The 17,493-nt window shown below is 71.5% G+C and carries 12 protein-coding genes and 1 pseudogene; 7 read left to right on the forward strand and 6 right to left on the reverse strand.

The features are described 5' to 3' along the window. The 4 genes and pseudogenes from ACF1DX_RS04310 to glgB all read left to right on the forward strand — a co-directional run. Window positions 1-469 (forward strand): annotated as a pseudogene (locus tag ACF1DX_RS04310) (alpha-1,4-glucan--maltose-1-phosphate maltosyltransferase); the annotation flags it as partial. After that, window positions 466-2,166 (forward strand): maltose alpha-D-glucosyltransferase, encoded by a 1,701-nt coding sequence (treS, locus tag ACF1DX_RS04315; protein WP_391789744.1) that lies wholly within the window; start codon window positions 466-468, stop codon window positions 2,164-2,166. The pseudogene ACF1DX_RS04310 and the gene treS, both read left to right, overlap by 4 nt. Window positions 2,167-2,277: 111 nt before the next feature. Next, window positions 2,278-3,696 (forward strand): maltokinase, encoded by a 1,419-nt coding sequence (locus tag ACF1DX_RS04320; RefSeq protein ID WP_391789745.1) that lies wholly within the window; start codon window positions 2,278-2,280, stop codon window positions 3,694-3,696. Window positions 3,697-3,728: 32 nt separating this feature from the next. Next, complete coding sequence (glgB, locus tag ACF1DX_RS04325; RefSeq protein WP_391789746.1) at window positions 3,729-6,308, forward strand: 1,4-alpha-glucan branching enzyme; 2,580 nt, start codon at window positions 3,729-3,731, stop codon at window positions 6,306-6,308. A 10-nt stretch (window positions 6,309-6,318) separates the two neighbouring features. On the opposite strand, the gene ACF1DX_RS04330 is transcribed toward glgB, so the two are convergent. The 4 genes from ACF1DX_RS04330 to ACF1DX_RS04345 all read right to left on the reverse strand — a co-directional run bounded on the left by ACF1DX_RS04330 (window position 6,319) and on the right by ACF1DX_RS04345 (window position 11,116). Then, on the reverse strand, window positions 6,319-8,550 hold the full coding sequence (locus ACF1DX_RS04330) for a HelD family protein (protein WP_391790442.1): 2,232 nt from the start codon (window positions 8,548-8,550) through the stop codon (window positions 6,319-6,321). A gap of 191 nt (window positions 8,551-8,741) precedes the next feature. Beyond that, a complete protein-coding gene (locus tag ACF1DX_RS04335; RefSeq protein WP_391790443.1) occupies window positions 8,742-9,056 on the reverse strand; it encodes a thioredoxin family protein in 315 nt (104 codons plus the stop codon). A 17-nt stretch (window positions 9,057-9,073) separates the two neighbouring features. Then, window positions 9,074-9,499, reverse strand: a complete 426-nt coding sequence (locus tag ACF1DX_RS04340) for a MerR family transcriptional regulator (RefSeq protein ID WP_391789747.1) — start codon at window positions 9,497-9,499, stop codon at window positions 9,074-9,076. A gap of 219 nt (window positions 9,500-9,718) precedes the next feature. Next, the gene (locus ACF1DX_RS04345) at window positions 9,719-11,116 is read right to left on the reverse strand and encodes a cation:dicarboxylate symporter family transporter (protein ID WP_391789748.1); all 1,398 of its coding nucleotides are present in this window, start codon (window positions 11,114-11,116) and stop codon (window positions 9,719-9,721) included. Window positions 11,117-11,273: 157 nt separating this feature from the next. On the opposite strand from ACF1DX_RS04345, the gene ACF1DX_RS04350 reads away from it, so the two are divergent. Together ACF1DX_RS04350 and ACF1DX_RS04355 are read left to right on the forward strand one after the other, a co-directional pair. Next, complete coding sequence (locus ACF1DX_RS04350; protein ID WP_391789749.1) at window positions 11,274-12,923, forward strand: ATP-binding protein; 1,650 nt, start codon at window positions 11,274-11,276, stop codon at window positions 12,921-12,923. Continuing rightward, window positions 12,920-13,615, forward strand: coding sequence for a response regulator (locus ACF1DX_RS04355; RefSeq protein ID WP_391789750.1), 696 nt, complete (start codon window positions 12,920-12,922; stop codon window positions 13,613-13,615). The genes ACF1DX_RS04350 and ACF1DX_RS04355 overlap by 4 nt, the downstream gene beginning before the upstream one ends. On the opposite strand, the gene ACF1DX_RS04360 is transcribed toward ACF1DX_RS04355, so the two are convergent. Then, on the reverse strand, window positions 13,612-15,993 hold the full coding sequence (locus ACF1DX_RS04360) for a tetratricopeptide repeat protein (protein WP_391789751.1): 2,382 nt from the start codon (window positions 15,991-15,993) through the stop codon (window positions 13,612-13,614). The genes ACF1DX_RS04355 and ACF1DX_RS04360 overlap by 4 nt on opposite strands. 65 nt (window positions 15,994-16,058) lie before the next feature. After that, on the reverse strand, window positions 16,059-16,598 hold the full coding sequence (locus ACF1DX_RS04365; protein ID WP_391789752.1) for a hypothetical protein: 540 nt from the start codon (window positions 16,596-16,598) through the stop codon (window positions 16,059-16,061). A gap of 27 nt (window positions 16,599-16,625) precedes the next feature. Here ACF1DX_RS04365 and ACF1DX_RS04370 point away from each other — a divergent pair, with 27 nt between their 5' ends. Further along, window positions 16,626-17,492, forward strand: coding sequence for a nucleosidase (locus ACF1DX_RS04370; RefSeq protein WP_391789753.1), 867 nt, complete (start codon window positions 16,626-16,628; stop codon window positions 17,490-17,492). Window position 17,493: the final 1 nt, after the last annotated feature.

Below are 17,493 nucleotides of genomic sequence, written 5' to 3' on the forward strand. Positions count from 1 at the left end.
GAAGTACCAGCTCAAACACCGCGACTGGGCGGCCGCCGAACGCGAGGGCCGCACCATCACCCCCCTCCTCACCCGGCTCAACACCATCCGCCGCGAGAACCCGGCCCTGCGGCAACTGCGCGACCTCCACTTCCACCACGCCGACAAGGAGGAGGTCATCGCCTACGCGAAGCGGCGGGGTTCGAACACGGTTCTGGTGGTCGCCAACCTCGACCCCCACCACACCCAGGAGGCCACGGTCTCGTTGGACATGCCGCAACTCGGCCTGGAGTGGCACGAGTCGGTACCGGTGCGCGACGAGCTCACCGGCGAGACCTATCAATGGGGCAGGGCCAACTATGTGCGCCTGGAGCCGGGAGGAGCGCATGTGCTCGTCGTCGGCCGGGCATCCGGGAGTGAGCCGCCGGGTGAGCACAGCCGTGTTCTGCGACCGTCCAGCCCGTCGATCGGAGGGTCACCCACAGCATGATCGTCAACGAACCCGTCCCGGACACCTTCGAGGACACCCCCACCAAGGACCGGGACCCGGACTGGTTCAAACGAGCCGTCTTCTACGAGGTCCTGGTCCGCTCCTTCCAGGACAGCAACGGTGACGGCATCGGCGACCTGAAGGGTCTGACCGCCAAACTGGACTACCTGCAGTGGCTGGGCGTGGACTGCCTCTGGCTGCCGCCCTTCTTCAAGTCGCCGCTGCGCGACGGCGGCTACGACGTGGCCGACTACACCGCCGTCCTCCCCGACTTCGGCGACCTCGCCGACTTCGTGGAGTTCGTCGACGCCGCCCACCAGCGCGGGATGCGCGTGATCATCGACTTCGTCATGAACCACACCAGCGACCAGCACCCGTGGTTCCAGGAGTCGAGGAGGGATCCCGACGGCCCGTACGGCGACTACTACGTGTGGGCGGACGACGACAAGCAGTTCCAGGACGCGCGGATCATCTTCGTCGACACCGAGGCCTCCAACTGGACGTACGACCCGGTGCGCAAGCAGTACTACTGGCACCGCTTCTTCTCCCACCAGCCGGACCTCAACTACGAGAACCCGGCGGTCCAGGAGGAGATGATCTCCGCGCTGAAGTTCTGGCTGGACCTGGGCATCGACGGGTTCCGCCTGGACGCGGTGCCGTACCTGTACCAGCAGGAGGGGACGAACTGCGAGAACCTCCCGGCGACCCACGCCTTCCTGAAGCGGGTGCGCAAGGAGATCGACACCCAGTACCCGGACACGGTGCTGCTGGCCGAGGCCAACCAGTGGCCGGAGGACGTCGTCGACTACTTCGGCGACTACGCCGCCGGCGGCGACGAGTGCCACATGGCCTTCCACTTCCCGGTCATGCCGCGCATCTTCATGGCCGTGCGGAGGGAGTCCCGCTATCCCGTCTCGGAGATCCTGGCCAAGACCCCGGCCATCCCGTCGGGCTGCCAGTGGGGCATCTTCCTGCGCAACCACGACGAGCTGACCCTGGAGATGGTCACCGACGAAGAGCGCGACTACATGTGGGCGGAGTACGCCAAGGACCCCCGCATGCGCGCCAACATCGGCATCCGCCGCCGGCTCGCCCCGCTGCTGGACAACGACCGCAACCAGATCGAGCTCTTCACCGCCCTCCTCCTCTCCCTGCCGGGTTCGCCGATCATCTACTACGGCGACGAGATCGGCATGGGCGACAACATCTGGCTCGGCGACCGCGACGCGGTCCGCACGCCCATGCAGTGGACCCCGGACCGCAACGCCGGGTTCTCGTCCTCCGACCCCGGCCGGCTGTTCCTGCCGACCATCATGGACCCGGTCTACGGCTACCAGGTCACCAACGTCGAGGCCTCCATGGCCTCCCCGTCCTCGCTGCTGCACTGGACCCGCCGGATGATCGAGATCCGCAAGCAGAACCCGGCGTTCGGCCTCGGCTCCTACACCGAGCTGCCGTCCTCCAACCCGGCCGTCCTCGCCTTCCTGCGCGAGTACGAGGACGACCTGGTGCTCTGCGTGAACAACTTCTCCCGCTTCGCCCAGCCCACCGAGCTCGATCTCAGCGCCTTCGGGGGACGGCACCCGGTCGAGCTGTTCGGCGGGGTGCGCTTCCCGGCCGTCGGCGAACTGCCGTACCTGCTGACCCTCGGGGGCCACGGCTTCTACTGGTTCCGGCTCCGCAAGGACGCCGCGTAGAACCCGGGGCGGGGCGGTTTCCACCGCTCCGCCCGGGGCACGCATGAGTAACACCCCGCCCACCGGCGGCGCCCCGTGGGCGCGCCGAACGAGGGGAGAGGACGCGACGCCATGTCGGAAGCCGTCACACGCACCGTCACGACCCCGCCCGGCCTCCTTGCGTCACTGGATCCACTGCTGAGGGAATGGCTGCCGCGGCAGCGCTGGTTCGCGGGCAAGGGCCGCCCCGTCACCGGGTTCTCCCTGGTCGCGGCCACCGAACTGCTGCCGCCCTCGGCCAAGCTGGGCCTGTACCACCTGCTGGTGCGCGCACACCAGCCGAGCCGGCCGGGCCACGCCGGTCCCGAGCAGCCCGGCGACTGCTACCAACTGCTCATAGGCGTGCGCGAGGCGTTGCCGCCCCGGCTGGCGCCCGCGCTGATCGGTCATGTGACGCAGGGCCCGCTGGCCGGACGGACGGTCTACGAGGCCCTGCACGACACCCGGCCCGCCGAACTGCTCCTGGAGGCGCTGCGCACCCAGGCCCGGATCGGCGGGCTTCGCTTCGAGCGGGATGCGCGCCAGGAGATCCGGTCCGGTCTGGTGCCGCGCCTGGTGACCGCCGAGCAGTCGAACTCGTCGGTCGTCTACGGAGATACGTTCATTCTGAAACTGTTGCGCCGGATCGTGCCCGGGATCAACCCCGATCTGGAGCTGCCGCTGGCGCTGGCCCGCGTGGGCTGCCCCCGGGTGCCCCCGCCGACGGCCTGGCTGGTCGCGGAACCCGACGAGTCGCCCGGTCCGCCGCCGTCGGCCGAGCCGTACGTCCTGGGGGTGCTCCAGCCGTTCGTGCAGGGCGCGGCGGACGGCTGGGAGCTGGCGCTGCGGGAGCTGGCCAAGGGGGAGGACTTCGTCGCCGAGGCACGGGACCTCGGGCGGGCCACCGCCGAGGTGCACACCGCGCTGGCCCGCGCGCTGCCCACGGTCACGCTGGGGCACGCCCAGCTCCGCACGATGGTCGACGGCATGGCCGAGCGGCTGGAGGCGGCCGTGCACGCGGTGCCCGCGCTGCGCCCGTACGCGGACGGGCTGCGCTCGGCGTTCACGGCGCTGGACGACCTGGCCGCCGAAGGGCGCGTCTGGACCGCCCAGCGGGTGCACGGCGATCTGCACCTCGGCCAGTGTCTGCGCGCCCCGACCGGGGAGTGGTCGCTGATCGACTTCGAGGGCGAACCGGCCCGTCCGCTGGCCGAGCGCCGGATGCCGCAGCCGGCGGTGCGGGACGTGGCCGGCATGCTGCGGTCCTTCGACTACGCGGCGCGTTCGGTGGACCCGCCGCAGCCGGACTGGGCCGCGCGGTGCCGGGCGGCGTACTGCTCCGGCTACGCGGAGGCGGCCGGCCGGGACCCGCGCACCGATCCGGTGCTGCTGCGCGCGTACGAGACCGACAAGGCGGTCTACGAAGTGGTCTACGAGGCCCGGCACCGTCCCGAGTGGCTGCCCGTACCGATGGCCGCCGCGCACCGGCTCGCCACGACCGACCTGATCTGACCCATCCGACCCGCGTCCAGGAGGCTTCGCCCGTGACCCCCCGCCCCGAGTCCAGCGGTTCGCATCCGGAGCAGCCGGCCGAGCGGCAGCCCGCGGCCGCCGAGCCGACGAAGAAGGCCACCGCGAAGAAGACCGCCGGGAAGAAGACCCCCTCGGCGGCGAAGGCCACGACCAAGAAGGCGGCGATCAAGAAGGCGGCGACCGAGAAAGCGACGGTGAAGAAGGCCGCCGTGAAGAAGGCGGCGGCGAAGAAAGCAGTGGCGAAGAAGGCCGCGGTGAAGACGGCCGCTGCCGAGAACCCGGCGAAGAAGGCCGCGAAGAAGACCCCGGCCGGGAAGACCCCCGTCAAGCAGGCCATGGCGAAGAAGACGGCGCCGAAGGCCGTCCCCGCCTCCCAGTCCGCCCCGCCCGAGATGGAGATCGCCGTCTCCCCCGCCGTGGACGCCGCCGACCGGGAGCGGCTGCTGAGCGGGACGCATCACGCCCCGCACTCCGTGCTCGGCGCGCACCCGGTGCCCGGCGGGGTCGCCTTCCGGGCGTTCCGGCCATACGCCCTCGCGGTGACCGTCGTCTCCGGGGGCCTCACCGTCGAGCTGCACGACGACGGCGACGGCTTCTTCTCGGGACTGCTGCCGCTGGGCGAGGTCCCGGCGTACCGGCTGCTCGTGACGTACGAGGGGACGGTGCACGAGACGGAGGACGCGTACCGCTTCCTGCCCACGCTCGGCGAGCTCGACCTGCATCTGATCGGCGAGGGCCGGCACGAGGAGCTGTGGACGGTCCTCGGCGCGCACCCCATGACCCACCAGGGCGTCACCGGCACCCGCTTCTCGGTGTGGGCGCCGAACGCGCGCGGGGTGCGGGTGTGCGGCACCTTCAACTTCTGGGACGGCAGCGGCTTCCCCATGCGGTCGCTGGGCTCGACGGGGGTGTGGGAGCTGTTCGCGCCGGGGATCGGCGAGGGCGAGCTGTACAAGTTCGAGATCACCCGCCCCGACGGTTCGAAGACCCTGCGCGCCGACCCGCTGGCCCGCCGTACGGAGGTCCCGCCGGCCACGTCGTCGATCGTCACGTCGTCGGCGTACGAGTGGGGTGACGCGGAATGGCTGGAGCGGCGGGCGGCCGTGCCCGCGCACCGGGCGCCGTTCTCCGTCTACGAGGTGCACCTGCCGTCCTGGCGGCCGGGGCTGACGTACCGGCAGCTCGCCGAGCAGCTCCCCGCGTACGTCAAGGACCTCGGCTTCACCCACGTGGAGCTGATGCCGGTCGCCGAGCACCCCTTCGGCGGCTCGTGGGGTTACCAGGTCACCGGGTTCTACGCGCCCACGGCCCGCCTCGGCACCCCGGACGACTTCCGGTACCTGGTCGACGCCCTGCACCGGGCCGGGATCGGGGTGCTGATGGACTGGGTGCCGGCGCACTTCCCGCGTGACGAGTGGGCGCTGGCGGAGTTCGACGGGCGGCCGCTGTACGAGCACGAGGACCCGTTGCGGGCGGCCCATCCCGACTGGGGGACGCTGGAGTTCGACTTCGGCAGGTGCGAGGTGCGCAACTTCCTCGTCGCCAACGCCCTGTACTGGTGCGAGGAGTTCCACATCGACGGGCTGCGGGTGGACGCGGTCGCCTCGATGCTCTACCTGGACTACTCGCGCGAGCCGGGCCAGTGGACGCCGAACGAGCACGGCGGCCGGGAGAACCTGGACGCGGTGGCGTTCCTCCAGGAGATGAACGCCACCGTGTACCGCAGGGTGCCGGGGGTCGTGACCATCGCGGAGGAGTCCACGGCCTGGGACGGCGTCACCCGGGCCACCCACCACAAGGGCCCCAGCGGTTTCGGCGGGCTCGGCTTCGGCCTGAAGTGGAACATGGGCTGGATGCACGACTCGCTCCAGTACATGAGCCACGAGCCGGTCCACCGCCGCTACCACCACGGCGAGATGACCTTCTCGATGGTGTACGCCTACAGCGAGAACTACGTGCTGCCGATCTCCCACGACGAGGTGGTGCACGGCAAGCGGTCCCTGGTGTCGAAGATGCCCGGCGACTGGTGGCAGCAGCGCGCCGGCCTGCGGGCCTACCTGGGCTTCATGTGGGCCCACCCCGGCAAGCAGCTCCTCTTCATGGGGCAGGAGTTCGCGCAGGGGGCGGAGTGGTCGGAGGCGCACGGCCCGGACTGGTGGCTGCTCGACCCGCACTACGGCGCCGAGGCCGACCACCGCGGGGTGCGCGACCTGGTGCGCGACCTCAACACCGTGTACGGGCACACCCCGGCGCTGTGGGAGGGCGACACCGAGCCGTCCGGTTTCCGATGGGTGACCGGGGACGCCGCCGAGGACAACGTGTTCGCGTTCCTGCGGTACGACTCCGACGGCTCCCCGCTGCTCGCGGTCTCCCACTTCGCCCCGGTGGTGCGGCAGGACTACCGGATCGGCGTCCCCGACGACGTGCCCGCCTGGCACGAGGTGGTGAACACCGACGCCGGCCGCTACGGCGGCGGTGACGTCACCCGCCCCGACCCGGTGAAGCCGGAGCCGCAGGGACGGCACGGGTTCCCGGCGTCGATCCGGCTGACCCTGCCGCCCCTGGCGACGGTGTGGCTGCGTCCGGCCTGAGCTCCTCCGCTCAGTCCAGGGCGTCGGCCAGCGGCTTCGGCAGCGGCTCGGTGTGCAGGACGCCGAGCCGCTGGGTGGCGCGGGTGAGCGCCACGTACAGGTCGCTGGTGCCGTACCTCCCCGGCTCGACGACCAGGACCGAGTCGAACTCCAGCCCCTTGGCCTGGCGCGGGTCGAGCAGCACGACGGCGTGCGCCAGGTCGGGCTCGGCGCCCGCCGTCACCCCGTCGAGGCGGGCGGCCAGCGCCCGGTGCAGCTCGCGCGGGGCGATGACCGCGAGGCGGCCCTCGTCGGGGGTGAGCTCCGCGACGGCCTCGGCGACCGCGCCGGGCAGGTCGTCGGTGGCGCGGGCCCAGGGCCGTACGCCCGTGGAGCGGACGGAACCGGGCGGCTCGAAGCCGGGGTGCTCGGCCCGCACCACCGCCGCGGCGACGTCCATGATCTCGGCGGGGGTGCGGTAGTTGACGCCGAGCCGGGTGTGCTCCCAGCGATCCTCGACGAACGGGGTGAGGATGTCCGCCCAGGAGCCGACGCCGCCCGCCTCGGAGGTCTGCGCCGGGTCGCCGACCAGGGTCATCGAGCGGGTGGGGCTGCGCCGCATCAGCAGCCGCCACGCCATCGGGGAGAGTTCTTGTGCCTCGTCGACGATGATGTGCCCGAACGCCCAGGTGCGGTCGGCGGCGGCGCGTTCGGCGGCGCTGCGGTGGTCGTCCTCCTCATGTCGTTCGGCGAAGCGTTCGGCGTCGATGATGTCGTGCGCGGACAGCACCTCGGAGGAGTCCGGGTCGTCGTCCTCCTTGTCCTCGAACTCGAAGGTGCGGGAGGCGTACGAGACGTCCAGCACGCCCTGGGCGAAGGCGATCTGCTTCTGTCGTTCGCGTTCGGCGTGCTCGCGTTCGAGGCGGTCGTCCTGGCCGAGGAGTTCGGCGGCCTCGTCGAGCAGGGGCACGTCGGAGACGGTCCAGTGCCGGGTGACCGGGCGGCGGACCGCGGCGGCGTCCTCGTCGGAGAGGTAGCCCTCGGGGGCGGCGAGGAAGTCGGCGACCAGGCGCTGCGGCGTGACGCGGGGCCACAGCCGGTCGATCGCGGACCAGACCTCGGGGTTCTCGGCGAGCTCGTCGCGGATCTGGGTGATGTCGCTGGGGTCGAGCAGGTTGGAGCCGTCGTAGGGGTCGGTGCCGATGCGTTCGGCGACCATGTCGGTGAGCGCGTTGAGGATGTGGCCCTCGAAGTGCTCGCGGGCCACGTTGTGCGGCAGCTTGGCGGCGCGGGTGCGTTCGCGGGCGACGTTCACCAGGCCGTCGTCGAGCATGAGGACCTCGCGGTCGTGCTCGATCGCGATCACCGGGTCGGGCAGTGCCTGCCGGTCGCGTACGACGTCGGCGAGGACGCCGGCCATCTCCGCGCGGCCCTTCACGGCGGCGGCCTCGGGGGTGTCGGTCCGGGTGGTCCTCACACCGGGGTACAGCTCGCCGACGGTCGCGAGGAGCACGCCGGTCTCGCCGAGGCTGGGCAGCACCTCGCCGATGTAGCCGAGGAACGCCGGGTTGGGGCCGACGATCAGGACGGCGCGGCGGGCCAGCAGCTCGCGGTGCTCGTAGAGCAGGTAGGCGGCGCGGTGCAGGGCGACGGCGGTCTTGCCGGTGCCGGGGCCGCCCTCGACGACCATGACCCCGCGGTGCGGGGCGCGGATGATGCGGTCCTGGTCGGCCTGGATGGTGCGCACGATGTCGCCCATGCGGCCGGTGCGCGCGGAGTTCAGCGCGGCGAGCAGCACGGCGTCGCCGGTGGGGTCCTCATGGCCGGTGCGGGTCTCGTCGCCGAGGTCGAGGACCTCGTCGTGCAGGGCGGTGACCCGGTGGCCCTCGGTGGAGATGTGCCGGCGGCGCCTGAGGCCCATCGTGGTGTGGCCGGTGGCCAGGTAGAACGGGCGGGCCACGTCGGCGCGCCAGTCGATGAGGACGGGCGTGCGCTCGGCGTCGTCGGCGCGCAGGCCGATGCGGCCGATGTGGTGGGTGTCGCCGGAGGCGAGGTCGATGCGGCCGAAGCAGAGGGAGCCGTCCACCGCGTTCAGCGCGGCGAGCAGGCCGGAGCGCTCGGCGACCAGGATGTCCCGCTCCAGCCGGTCCTGCCTCGGGGTGTGGCCCTGGGCGAGCGCCTCCGTGACGGACACCTCGGCGTCGCCGCGCAGGACGTCCACGCGTGCGTACAGTCCGTCGATGAATTGCTGTTCCTGCCGCAATTCCTCGTCCGGAAATTCGGTGTTTGACAATTCCGCTCCCGCCCGGATATACTGTGGTCACTGAACTTCACTGCGACTCCTTCAAAACGAAGTCGCGAATCAATGAATATACGCAAAGAAAACCCCCGGGCGCAATTGCCCGGGGGTTTTCTTGTGCCGCGCACCAGCTCGCACCAGGTCGTCGTACCAGGTCAGAGCACGTCCGACAGTTCTTCGAGGAGCCGCCGCTTGGGCCTGGCCCCCACCATCGACCGCAGCGGCTCCCCGTCGCGGAACACCATGAAGGTCGGCATCGACAGCACCTTGTAGGTGTTGGTCGTGTCCGGATTGGCGTCCACGTTCAGCTGGACGACCTTCAGCCGGCCCTCCTCCTCGGCGGCCAGCGCGCTCAGCACCGGCGCCATCTGCCGGCACGGCGGGCACCAGTCGGCCGTGAACTCCACCAGCACCGGCAGCTCCGCCCCGATCACCTCGTCCGCGAAGTCCGCGTCGGTCACCTCGGGCACACCACTCGCCTTGCTCATCACAGCTCCCCTCCCAGTTCGCACACCGGCTCCGGACCGCCCGGAACCTCCGCGTCGGCGGCCAGCCCGTCCCGCGCCGACTCCGCCCGCGCGAGCTGCTCGCCGACCTTCTCCCGCACCGCGCGCAGCTCGCCGATCAGGGCGTCCAGCTCGTCCAGCTTGCGCCGGTAGACCTGGAGCGAGGCGGGGCACGCGTCGCCCTCGGGGTGCCCGGCCCGCAGGCACTCCACGAAGGGCCGGGTCTCCTCCAGGTCGAACCCGAAGTCCTGGAGCGTGCGGATCTGCCGCAGCAGCCTCAGATCGCTCTCGTCGTACGTCCGGTACCCGTTGCCGGTGCGCCGCGCGGACAGCAGCCCGCGTGACTCGTAGTACCGCAGCGTCCGCGTGGTGGTCCCGGCCCGTGCGGCCAGCTCGCCGATTCGCATGCCGACGAACGTAAGCCTTGACGTCGGCGTCAAGGCAAGGGCAGGCGGGGCGGACGGGACGGAAAGGGCCGAGCGGCCGGACCCACGGGGGTGGGGTCCGGCCGCTCGGCGGCTGTGGAGGCCCGGATACGGGCGACGGGCCTCCGTGACCGGGTGGCTGGGCAACGGGGGGAGTGTCCCAGCCACCCGGGTCCGTGGGGCGTGTGACGCCGGCGGCCGTCAGGCCTTGGCCAGCTCCTTCTCGCCGCCCTTCGCGGGCAGCTCGGCGCCGGACTCGTCCGAGTCGCCGCCGACGGCGTGGTCGTCCAGCAGCGTCTTCTCGTCGAAGGGGACGCGGCCGGCCAGGACCTCGTCCACCCGGGCCCGGTCGATCTCCTTGGTCCAGGTGCCGATCAGGACGGTGGCGACGGCGTTGCCCGCGAAGTTGGTGAGGGCACGGGCCTCGCTCATGAAGCGGTCGATGCCGACGATGAGGCCGATGCCGTCCACCAGGGCCGGCTTGTGCGACTGCAGACCGCCGGCCAGCGTGGCCAGACCGGCACCGGAGACACCGGCCGCGCCCTTCGAGGCCACCAGCAGGAAGAGCAGCAGCGGGATCTGCTCACCGATCGACATCGGCGTGCCCATGGCGTCGGCGATGAACAGCGAGGCCATGGTCATGTAGATCATGGTGCCGTCGAGGTTGAAGGAGTAGCCGGTCGGGACGGTGATGCCGACCACCGGCTTGCTGACACCCAGGTGCTCCATCTTCGCGATGAGGCGCGGCAGCGCCGACTCCGAGGAGGAGGTGGAGAGGATCAGCAGGAACTCGCGGCCCAGGTACTTGAAGAGCGAGAAGACGTTGACGCCCGCGATGAGGCGCAGCATCGTGCCCAGCACCAGGAAGATGAACAGCACACAGGTGACGTAGAAGCCGAGCATCAGCACGGCGAGGCTCTTGAGCGCGTCGACGCCGGCCGAGCCGGTGACCGCGGCGATGGCGCCGAAGGCACCGATCGGGGCCGCCCACATGATCATCGCCAGGACGCGGAAGACCAGCCGCTGGATGTGCTCGATGCCGCGCAGGACGGGCTGTCCGGCGGAGCCCATGGCCTGGAGGGCGAAGCCGCAGAGCAGGGCGACCAGCAGGGTCTGCAGGACCTCGCCGGCGGTGAACGCGGAGACGATCGTGGTCGGGATGATGCCCATCAGGAAGTCGACGGTGCTCTTGGCCTCCGCGTCGACCTGCGCCTGACCGGTCTCCTTGACGGCGTCGGTGACCGCGAGGCCCGTCCCCGGGTCCAGGATGTTGCCGACGATCAGGCCGATGGCGAGCGCGACGACCGACATGACCATGAAGTAGCCGAGCGCGATACCGCCGACCGCGCCGACCTTGGCGGCCTTCCGCACGGAGCCGATGCCCAGCACGATGGTGCAGAAGATGATCGGCGAGATCATCATCTTGATCAGGTTCACGAACCCGGTGCCGAGCGGCTTCAGCTCGGTCGCGAAGTCGGGCGCGATCAGACCGACGGCGATACCGAGGGCGACCGCGATGATCACCGCGATGTAGAGATAGTGCGTGCGGTCCCGCTTGGCCTTGGGTGCGGCAGGTGCCGTAGCGGATGTGCTGGTCACGGCGGCCCTCCTTGACGACGTCGTCGGCATCACCGGCGTGCGGCTCACGTCCGGGGGATGGGTTTTCGGGGAATGCCGTGACTATGTCGTGCCTTGTGAGCGCGGTCACCCTTCCGTTCATTTAGTTCACCGTGGAACCGAGAGGCAGACTGGCTGAATGCGTATCCCCCTGCCCCGCCCCCGCAGCCTCGCGGGCCAGCTCTTCGCCATGCAGGCCGTGCTCATCGCGGTCGTCGTGGCCGGATACGCACTGTTCACCTACGTCGGCGACCGCAGCCAGGCCGAACAGGCGGCCGGCCGCCAGGCCACCTCCGTGGCCCGTTCGATCGCCGACTCGCCCTCCGTGCGGGAGGCGATCCGCACCCCCGACCCGTCGGCGGAGCTCCAGCCGTACGCGCTGGCGGTGGTACGGGACACCGACATCGACTTCGTCACGATCATGGACCCGCGGGGCATCCGCTGGACCCACCCCGACCCCGACCAGATCGGCCTGGTCTTCCAGGGCCACACCGGCCCGGCGCTGGAGGGGCGTACCTTCACCGAGACCTACACCGGTACCCTCGGCCCGTCGGTCCGGGCGGTCACCCCGATCCGGGACGGCGACCGGATCACCGGCCTGGTCAGCGCCGGCATAAGGGTCGAGGAGATCAGCCAGCGCGCCCAGGGCCAGCTCACGGCACTGCTGGTGGTCGCGGCCGGCGCCCTCGGGCTCGGCGCGATCGGCACGTACGTCATCAACGCCCGGCTGCGCCGCCACACCCACGGCATGAACGCGGCCGAGCTCAGCCATATGCACGACTACCATCAGGCCGCGCTGCACGCCGTGCGCGAGGGGCTGCTGATGCTGGACGGCCGGTACAGGGTCGCGCTGATCAACGACGGCGGCCGGGAGCTGCTGGGCGTGGGCCGGGAGGAGGACGTGGTGGGCAGGTCGGTGGCGGAGCTGGGGCTGCCCACACCGCTGACGGGCGCGCTGCTCGCCTCCGAGCCCCGGGTGGACGAGGTGCACCTGACGGCGGACCGGGTGCTGGTGGTGAACACCTCGCCGGTCACCGGCGGCCAGCGGCGCGGCTCGGTGGTGACGCTGCGGGACGTGACCGAGCTCCAGTCGCTGATGGGCGAGCTGGACTCCGAGCGCGGCTTCACGCAGGCGCTCAGGTCACAGGCGCACGAGGCGGCGAACCGGCTGCACACCGTCGTCTCGCTGATCGAGCTGGGCCGCGCGGAGGAGGCGGTGGACTTCGCCACGGCCGAGCTGGAGCTGGCGCAGGCGCTCACCGACCAGGTGGTGGCGGCGGTGAGCGAGCCGGTGCTGGCCGCGCTGCTGCTGGGCAAGACGGCGCAGGCGAACGAGCGGGGCGTGGAACTGGTGGTGTCGGACGACAGCCGCCTGGACGACGGCCTCCTCCCGGACACCCTGCCCGCCCGGGACCTGGTCACCATCCTCGGCAATCTGATCGACAACGCCGTGGACGCGGCGCAGGGCGGGGTGCGGCCCCGCGTGACGGTGACGGCGCTGACGGAAGAGGACGGGGACGGAGACGGCTCGGAGCTGATCCTGCGGGTCTCCGACACCGGCCCCGGCGTCGACCCCGACCACACGGAGGCGGTCTTCCAGCGGGGCTTCACGACCAAACCGTCCGGGCCGGGCGGGCGGGGGCTGGGGCTGGCGCTCGTACGGCAGGCGGCGGGCCGGCACGGCGGGACGCTGTCGGTGACGTCCGGGGAGGAGGGCGGCGCGGTGTTCGAGGCACGGCTGCCGTTGAGGGACGCCGCTGTCGCGCAGGGTCCGGGAGGCACCGTATGACCGGGGAGCCCATCAGAGTGCTGGTCGTCGAGGACGACCCGGTGGCCGCCGACGCCCACGTCATGTACGTCGGCCGGGTGCCCGGCTTCGTCGCCGTCGGCAAGGCGCACACCGGCGCGGAGGCCCGCCGCGCCCTGGACCGCACCCCCGTCGACCTGCTCCTCCTCGACCTCCACCTGCCCGACGTGCACGGACTCCAGCTCGCCCGCTCCCTGCGGGCGGCCGGCCACCACGCCGACGTGATCGCGGTGACGTCGGCGCGGGACCTGGCGGTCGTCCGGGAAGGGGTGTCGCTGGGTGTCGTCCAGTACGTACTGAAGCCGTTCACCTTCGCGACCCTGCGGGACCGGCTGGTGCGCTACGCCGAGTTCCACGCGGCGGTGGGCGAGGCGAGCGGGCAGGACGAGGTGGACAGGGCGCTCGCGGCCCTGCGGGCCCCGGGACCGGCCGCGCTGCCGAAGGGGCTGAGCGGGCCGACACTGGAGCGGGTGACGGGGGTGCTGCGGGAGGCGGGGGACGGGCTGACCGCGGCGGGGGTCGCCGAGGCGGTGGGGATCTCCCGGATCACGGCCCGGCGGTATCTGGAGCACCTGGTGGAGGCGGGGAGGGCCGGGCGGGCTCCGGTTTATGGGCAGGTGGGGAGGCCGGAGTTGGTTTATCGGTGGGTTCGGGGGGTGGGGAAGGGGGGTTAGGGGGCGGGGGTGTCCAGGGCGGCGGCGTGGGTGCGGGCTTGGGCGGCTTCGGTGGGGGCGTTGGCCCGGGTGAAGGCGTCGGCGGCCCGGAGGTAGGCGGCGCGGGCCTCGGCGGGGCGGTGGACGTCTTCGTGCACGCGGGCCAGGTTGTATAGGGTCTGCCCCTCTCCGTACCAGTCCTCGAACTCCCGGCAGATCTCCAGGTCCTTGCCGTACGCCTCGATCGCCTCTTCCACCCGGCCCGCCACCCGCAAGCCGCTGCCGAGGTTGTGCCAGGCCCTGCCCTCGCCCTGACGGTCCGTGATGTCCTGATACATGTTGATGACCCGAGTGTGGGCGTCGATCGCCTCCCCCACCCGGCCCGCCTCCAATAGGGCGCTGCCGAGGTTGTCCCAGGCCATGGTCTCGCCGTGGCGGTCTCCGACGGCCTGGAACACTTCACGCGCCCGGGTGTGGGCGTCGATCGCCTCCTCCGCCCGGCTCGCCTCCAGCAGGGCGCCACCGAGGTTCCCCCAGGCCATGGCCTCGCGGTGACGGTCTCCGACGGCCTGGAACACTTCACGCGCCCGGGTGTGGGCGTCGATCGCCTCCCCCGTCCGGTCCACTTCCTGCAGGGCGAGGCCCAGGTAGCTCCATGCGATGGCCTCTCTCATCCGGTCTCCGGCAAGCCGTGCGGCCTCCCGCGCGGCCTCCGCGACGGCGATCAAGTCATCGAAATACCGCCGCCAGTCCAGGTACTGCCCCAGGCACAGAGCCAGCCGCACCGCCGTACCCGCGAACCGCTCCTCCCGTCCCCATCCCACCGCCGCGACCAGCCCCGCCCGCTCACCGTCCAGCCACGCCAACGCCTGCCCCCGGTCCCCGAACCGCTCCGGCTCCTCCGAACCCGGCAGCCACCGCAACCGTTCATCAGCCGCTTTCGCCCACCGCCAGTAGAACCCCAGCACTCGCTCCCGCGCCGCCTCCCCTTCCTCCCGCAACCTCGCGTCCCCCGCCACCACACCCGCCCCGAACACCCGCACCAAGTCGTGCAACCGCCACCATCCGCGCTCACTCCCCCGCTCCACGAGGTGGGCACGGGCCAGGGCCTTCAAAACCCGCACCGGAGGCTCCTCAGCGCCAACCAGCACGGCAACGACCTCGTCGCTCGCCTCCGGCCCCGGCGCGAGAGCAAGCAGGCGCAGCAGCCGCGCGGACTCGGGCGGCAGTCGGCGGTAGGAGAGCTCGAAGGCTGCGCGGACGCTGCGCTCGCCGTCGTCGAGGTGGTCGAGGCGGTCGTGGGACTCGGCTAGTTCCGTCATGAGTTCGGTCACTGGTTTGCCGGGGTCCTCCGCCAGCAGCGCGGCCGCGATCTGCAGGGCCAGCGGGAGGTGCCCGCAGAGGTCGGCGAGTCGCTCGGCCGTGTCGGGGTCGTCGGCCACCCGGCTGTCGTACGGATCGGCGATCCGCAGGGCAAGATCGAGGAGTTCATACGCCTCTCTCGGGCCGAGCTGGTCCAGGGAAACGAGCCGCGCACCCAATTGGGGCAGCCGGTCGCGTGACGTGACCAGGACGTGGTGCCGGGAGTCGCCCGGCAGGAGGGGCCGTACCTGGTCCGGCGAGGAGGCGTTGTCGGCCAGGACCAGCACCGGGCCGCACTCGTGAGCCCGAGCGGCCAGCCTTGAGCGGTAGAACGCCGCCCGCTCGTCCGTCGTGGTGGGGATGTGTTCCGGCGGAGTACCGAGGGCGCGCAGCAGGGCCTGAAGGGCACGGTCGGCGGTGACGGGCTCCCGGTCGTAGCCGTGCAGGTCGATGAAGAGGACCCCGCCGGGGAACCAGCCCCGTTCACGGGCCAGATGCGCGGTCTCGACGGCGAGCGCGGTCTTGCCGATGCCGCCGAGACCGGACACGGCGGCGACGAGGGTCGCTGCCGACTGTTTCCCGGCCGGGTCCAGCTCGCGCAGCAGTTCCCTCGTCTCGCGCTCCCGCCCCGTGAACCCGCCGGGTCTCGGCGGCAGACCGGCCATCGCCTCAGGGACGGCGACCCCGCCCTGCTGGATCACGACCTGCACGCCGATCACCTCGCGCAGGAAGACCCCGCCCCGGAAGTCGGTGTGATCGCCGTCGTACCAGGACGTCCCGCTCCCCGGCGCGGACCGCTCCATGGCCCGCGCGACGGTACCGGCGAGGCCCCGCGGATCGGCGGCGAGCAGGTCGGCCAGCGCCTCGCCCCACTCCCGTACGGCCTCCCGTCGCGCCGGGTCCTGTGCCGCCTCGGCGATCTCCTGGGCGGATGCACCGACGTCGAGCCCCACCGCCCGCGCCAGCCTCTCCACCGCCCGACGTCCGCCGTCCCCACCCGCACCCTCGGCCAGGGCCGCCAGTAGTGCCGCTTCCATGCGCCGTACTCGCCCCCGTCAAAAACCCACGACAGTGCGTCAAAGGTAGTACGTGGAAGGGATGTTCATGCCGCCCTCGCGTACCACACGACCTGCGAGCCGAGCCCCGCCACGGCGAGCGCCTCCAGCATCGACAGCGTGACCATCAGCCCGCCGCCGTCGCCGTTCACCCAGAACACGACCAGGGCGGCCAGCGGGACCGCGCAGAACGCCGTCAGGTCGATCACGGTCTGGATCCTCTTGCGGGACCGGCGCCGGGTGTCGCTCCGGTGGTACGCCTCCCACCCGAACGTCGTGAAGCCGCTCCCGTGCGCCGCGAGGGCGGCCAGCCGGGGTCCCAGATCGTCCCGGACGTAGCGGCCGATGGCCGAGATCTTCTCGTCGTTGACGAGGTAGGTCCATCCGAGGACGACGCACACCGGCGGCAGCGCCAGAAGCATCGAGGGCTGTTTCGCCTGGGCCGCGGCGGCGATGACGGCGGCCACGACGGCCAGCGTCACGTAGAGGAGGTTGTCCCGGAACCCGATCCTCGCCTTCTGCTCGTCCTTCACGGTCTGGTACTCGGCGAGCAGCAACTGCCCGACGGTGAGGTCCTGTTCCGGCACCCGATTCCCTTCCCCCGGTTGTAACTTATGACTATGCAGGAGACCCGGCCCACAGTTCTGGTCCTGACCGCACTCCCCCTCGAATACACCGCTGTTCGCGCGCACGTCGAGGAGCGGGAGGAGCTGGTGCACCGTGACGGGACCCGGGTCGAGAAGGGCCGGCTCCCCGGCACTTCCTGGCACGTCGCCCTCGCCGAGCTGGGCATGGGCGCCGACCGGGCCGCCGCCCTCACCACCCAGCTCATCAACTGGCTGCGCCCCGAGGCCGTGTTCTTCGTCGGTGTCGCCGGCAGTCTGAAGGACGACATCGAGATCGGCGACGTCGTCGTGGGCACGCAGGTGTACGAGATCCACGGCGGCAAGCAGACGCCGGAGGGTTTCCAGGTCCGGCCGAAGGCCCTGCCTGGCTCGCTCGCACTCGAACAGGCGGCCCGCTCCGCCGCGCGGGACATGCCCGACGTGCGGGCGCACTTCCTGCCGATCGCCACGGGCGACGTCGTCCTGGCGGACGCCAAGTCCGAGATCGCCCGGTTCATTCGCAAGAACTACAACGACGCGGGCGCGATCGAGATGGAGGGCTCCGGAGCACTCCTGGCAGCCCACCTGAACGGCCAGTTGAACGCCCTGGTGATCCGGGGCATCAGCGACCGGGCCGACGCCGAGAAGCACAAGGCCGACGCCTCGGGTTCGCAGAAGCGCGCCGCCGAGCAGGCCGCTGCGGTGACGGTGGCGGTGCTGCACAAGCACCGGCCCCGCGAGGGTTCCTCCGACTCCGAGGAGCGTCCCCATCGGCACGGGGACGGCGGAGCGACGTACGGCGGGGACCACATCGACTTCCGGGACGGCACCTTCTACGGCCCGGTCACCGGCAAGCAGAGCGGAGGACGGCGGTAGG

It is taken from the genome of Streptomyces sp. NPDC014676 (assembly GCF_043084105.1).
In the GTDB taxonomy this organism is placed as follows: domain Bacteria; phylum Actinomycetota; class Actinomycetes; order Streptomycetales; family Streptomycetaceae; genus Streptomyces.